This window comes from Brevundimonas sp. CURTG3B2_SDJG, from assembly GCF_057364705.1.
On sequence record NZ_JBNFOJ010000237.1, the window covers coordinates 1 to 4294 of the forward strand.

Consider the following 4294-nt stretch of genomic DNA (forward strand, 5'->3'; position numbering starts at 1 on the left):
CGGCGACGCCGGCGATCTGGTCCGCTCCGTCGATGGCGCCGCGGTGTCCAGCCTGACGGCCCTGGGCCGCGCGCTGGAGCGCTCGGGCGAGCGCCGCCTGTCGGTTGAGCGGAACAACGAGACGGTTCGCCTGACCCTGCCCTGATCCGGGCCGTCTTCGCCTTTCGCGGGGGTCCAGACAGCAAAACGCCCGCTCGGCCGGGAGGGGGAGGTGGCGAACGGGCGTCTCGCTTTGGAGGAAGCATCGGCCCGCCGAAGCCCTTGATGGAATGATCCAGGGGGGCTGGGGGGGCTGTTCAGGATCCGGGATCGCTCCGAACTCCGACGAGCCGATGTCTCCGATGTCGCCCCCCAAGGGGGCGGGCGATGGGCGGAACGGAGGCGATTTCGTGTTCCGGGCGATTTCTTCGCATTGCGATGTTCCGGACACGACGTTCGCCGCGAGGGGCTGGCGCCTGGCGCGCGGGCGACTAGGTTCATGGGATGAGCGACGCCGCCGACGCCCAGCCCCAGGCCGGACCGGTCTTCTTCGACCGGCGCGAGCTGGACCAGATTCTCAAGGTGTACGGCCGGATGGTCGCCTCGGGCGAATGGCGTGACTACGCCATGGCCGGGCACCGAGACGTGGCCGAGTTCGCCGTTTTCCGCAGGTCCGGCGACGCGCCCGCCTACCGTATCGAGAAGCGTCCCGCCCTGCGCCTGAAACAGGGCCAATGGGCGGTGATCGGCGAGGGCGGGGTGATCCTGCGCCGGGGCCGGGAGCTGGCCCAGGTGCTGCGCGTCTTCGACAGTCGCCGCTTCACCGTCGTGGAATAGAAAAGGCCCCGGCGTTTCCGCCGAGGCCCCGTCTTTCGGTTCCGTGTTCCGGATCAGCTCCGGTTGCCGCCCAGGATGCGCAGCAGGAACAGGAACAGGTTGATGAAGTCCAGGAACAGGCTCAGCGCGCCGTAGCTGGTGGCCACGCCCATGGCGTTCCGGTCGCCGCCGATGGCGTAGTAGGTCATCTTCAGGCGCTGGGTGTCGTAGGCGATCAGGCCCGAGAAGATCAGTACGCCGGCGAAGGTCGTGATCCAGTAGAGGGTGCTCGACGCCAGGAAGATGTTGACGACCGAAGCCAGGATCAGGCCGATCAGGGCCATGAACAGGAAGGTCCGCATCGGCCCCAGGTCGCGCTTGGTGGTGTAGCCGTACAGACTCAGGCCGCCGAACGCCGCCGCCGTGACCAGGAAGGTCGAGACGATGCTGCCGCCGGTGTAGACGAGGAAGATCCAGCCCAGCGACGCGCCCATGCAGACCACCACGGCCCAGTAGAGCAGGCTGGCGCCGCGGGACGTCGGGTTCTTCATGAAGAACATCGAGCCGAACAGCAGGATCAGGGGCGACCACTGAACCGCCATGCCGAACAGCGTCATGTTCAGGCGGCCGTCCGCGCCGGTCGTGAAGAAGAGCTGCTGGACCGCCTCGACGTTGCCGACCACCCAGGCCAGGGCGCCGGCGACCACCAGGCCGATGGCCAGCTTGTTGTAGACGCCCAGCATGAAGCTGCGCAGGCCCGCGTCCACCGACATGTCGGCCGACTGCGGGACCTGACGGGCGTAGCCGTTGTTGAAGTCGCTCATCGCGAGTTCGGTCTCCCAATAAAATCCGGAAGCGGGTCCGGTTGCTCCTGAATATCGGGGCGGCTTCGCCGCTCCGCAAGGAAAACCGGACTTGGGGCTCCGCGTCGGACCCGCTACCAACGGTCGCATGATCCGGCTGTTCACCGCCCTGTCGGTCCCCTGGGACGTGGCCGAGACGCTGAAGCGTCGCCAGACCGGCCTGCCCGGCGCGAAATGGCGCACCGAGGAGCAGCTTCACGTCACCCTGGCCTTCTACGGCGAGATCGACGAGCGCCGGGCCGACGACCTGGCGGCCGAACTGCAGCGGGCCGCGACCGGGGGGGCGTTCCAGATCGCCCTGTCCGGCGTCGGCGCCTTCGGCGACACCCACCGCAGCCATACCCTATGGGCCGGCGTCGAGGCCAACGAGCGGCTGACCGTGCTGGCCGGGCGCTGCCGCGCCGCCGGCGAGCGCGCCGGCCTGGTCATGGACCGGCGCGACTACCGCCCCCACGTCACCTTGGCCTATCTGAAGCCCCAGACGAATCCCGACCGGGTGGGCGCCTGGATCGCCGGCCACAACCTGCTGCGCTCGCCCCCGATCCCGGTGGACCGTTTCGGCCTGTATTCCAGCGTCCTGACCTCGGACGGCAGCCAGTATCAGCTCGAGAGGGAGTATCTGCTTTGACGACCGGACCGGTGATCCAGACCGAACGCCTCACCCTGCGCCCCATCGCCCTTGAGGACTTCCCGCGCTGGGCCGAGATGATGGCCGACCCGGAGGCGGCCAAATTCCTGGGCGGCGCTCAGCCGGCGGCGACCGCCTGGCGCGGCTTCATGACCATGGCCGGCGCCTGGAGCCTGACCGGGGTGTCGATGTTCTCGTTGATCGAGCGGTCCAGCGGCCTGTGGCTGGGCCGGATCGGGCCCTGGCGTCCCCACGACTGGCCGGGGACCGAAGTCGGCTGGGGCCTGCATCCGGACGCCCAGGGCAAGGGCTATGGCGTCGAGGCGGCCACGGCGGCCATCGAGTACGCCTTCGACGTCCTGGGCTGGACCGAGGTCATCCACTGCATCGACCCCGACAACGTCCCGTCGCAGAAGCTGGCCGAGCGCGTCGGCTCCTACAACCAGGGTCCGACCCGCATGCCGCCGCCGTTCCAAGACCTGCCGGTCGACCGCTGGGGCCAGACTCGCGAGGAATGGCGGGCGAGGAGAGGGTAGCGTCCGCTCGTCCCACGCCGGAAAGCCGCTTTGCCTTGCGTTACAAGGCCACGCTTTGAGCCTCGCCCGTTCCAAGCTAGGCAAGGGCAGGGAAACGGAAGGGTAGATCGATGCGCGTACTGGTTCTGGGCGGGGACGGCTTTTGCGGCTGGCCCACGGCGCTCCATCTGTCGGCGCGCGGCTGGGACGTCCTGATCGTCGACAACCTGAGCCGCCGCAACATCGACAACGAACTGGAGGTTCAGTCCCTGACCCCCATCCGCACCATGGGCGAGCGCATCGCCGCCTGGAAGGAGGTCTCGGGCCGGACGATCGAGTTCGTCAACATGACCGTCGGCAAGGAGTTCGACCGTCTGGTCGCCCTGATCCGAGAGTGGAGGCCCGACAGCGTCGTCCACTTCGCCGAACAGCGCGCCGCGCCCTATTCCATGAAATCGGCGCGGCATAAATTGTACACTGTCGACAATAACTTGAACGCCACCAACCACCTGCTCGCGGCCATCGTGGAGAGCGGGCTGGACGTGCATCTGGCCCACCTGGGGACCATGGGGGTCTACGGCTACACCACCGCCGGCCTGCGCATCCCCGAGGGCTATCTGAAGGTCACCGTCGACACCGACTTCGGACCAGCCGAGCAGGAGATCCTGTTCCCGCCGAACCCGGTTGATCTACCACATGACCAAGACCCAGGACGCCCTGCTGTTCCAGTTCTACGCCAAGAACGACGGCGTCCGGATCACCGACCTGCACCAGGGCATCGTCTGGGGCGCCCAGACCGAGGAGACCCGCAAGGACGAACGCCTGATCAACCGCTTCGACTACGACGGCGACTATGGAACGGTCTTGAACCGTTTCCTGATGCAGGCGGCGGTCGGCTATCCCCTGACCGTGCACGGCACCGGCGGCCAGACGCGGGCGTTCATTCATATTCAGGATACGGTCCGCTGCGTCGAGCTGGCCCTGAAGAACCCGCCCAAGGCCGGCGATCGGGTCAAGATCCTGAACCAGATGACCGAGAGCCGTCGCGTCCGCGACCTGGCCGCCATGGTCGCCGGCATGACCGGCGCCGAGGTCCGCAATGTCCCCAATCCGCGCCAGGAAGCCGACGAGAACGAACTGGTCGTCGCCAACGACCAGTTCCGCGAACTGGGCCTGAAGCCCATCACCCTGGCCGAGGGGCTGTTGCAGGACGTCACCGAGGTCGCCCGCCGCTACGCCTATCGCGCCGACCTGGCCAAGATCCCTTGCATCTCCAGCTGGAACAGCCGCCGCGCCCAGGCGCTCACGACCGAGCCGACGGAAGCTTCGCCGGCCCCCGCGCGGCGCGTTCGGTCCGCCTAGGATATTCATGAGCGACGTCGCCCGGCCTATGTCCCTTCTGGTGTTCGGCGGCGGTTGGCTGGGCCGGGCCGCTGCACGCGAGGCCCCTGGCCGTGGCGGGCGGGCGGTCGCCACCTTCGCGTGATCCGGAG

5 protein-coding genes and 1 pseudogene are annotated in these 4294 nt (G+C 68.0%); 5 read left to right on the forward strand and 1 reads right to left on the reverse strand.

What is annotated here, in order from left to right; translation table 11 throughout:
* Positions 1-483: 483 nt before the first annotated feature.
* The gene (locus AC2W7C_RS14010; protein WP_486001987.1) at positions 484-816 is read left to right on the forward strand and encodes a DUF2794 domain-containing protein; all 333 of its coding nucleotides are present in this window, start codon (positions 484-486) and stop codon (positions 814-816) included.
* Between the two features lie 53 nt (positions 817-869).
* Here the strand turns inward: AC2W7C_RS14010 and AC2W7C_RS14015 are convergent, their stop codons facing one another.
* A complete protein-coding gene (locus AC2W7C_RS14015) occupies positions 870-1619 on the reverse strand; it encodes a Bax inhibitor-1/YccA family protein (protein WP_486001988.1) in 750 nt (249 codons plus the stop codon).
* Positions 1620-1746: 127 nt separating this feature from the next.
* Here AC2W7C_RS14015 and thpR point away from each other — a divergent pair, with 127 nt between their 5' ends.
* From thpR to AC2W7C_RS14035, 4 genes and pseudogenes are all read left to right on the forward strand, one after another.
* Complete coding sequence (gene thpR / locus AC2W7C_RS14020; RefSeq protein ID WP_486001989.1) at positions 1747-2286, forward strand: RNA 2',3'-cyclic phosphodiesterase; 540 nt, start codon at positions 1747-1749, stop codon at positions 2284-2286.
* A gap of 11 nt (positions 2287-2297) precedes the next feature.
* The gene (locus tag AC2W7C_RS14025; RefSeq protein ID WP_486001990.1) at positions 2298-2822 is read left to right on the forward strand and encodes a GNAT family N-acetyltransferase; all 525 of its coding nucleotides are present in this window, start codon (positions 2298-2300) and stop codon (positions 2820-2822) included.
* A gap of 110 nt (positions 2823-2932) precedes the next feature.
* Positions 2933-3334 (forward strand): annotated as a pseudogene (locus tag AC2W7C_RS14030) (NAD-dependent epimerase/dehydratase family protein); the annotation flags it as partial.
* A gap of 163 nt (positions 3335-3497) precedes the next feature.
* On the forward strand, positions 3498-4163 hold the full coding sequence (locus tag AC2W7C_RS14035) for an NAD-dependent epimerase/dehydratase family protein (protein WP_486001991.1): 666 nt from the start codon (positions 3498-3500) through the stop codon (positions 4161-4163).
* Positions 4164-4294: the final 131 nt, after the last annotated feature.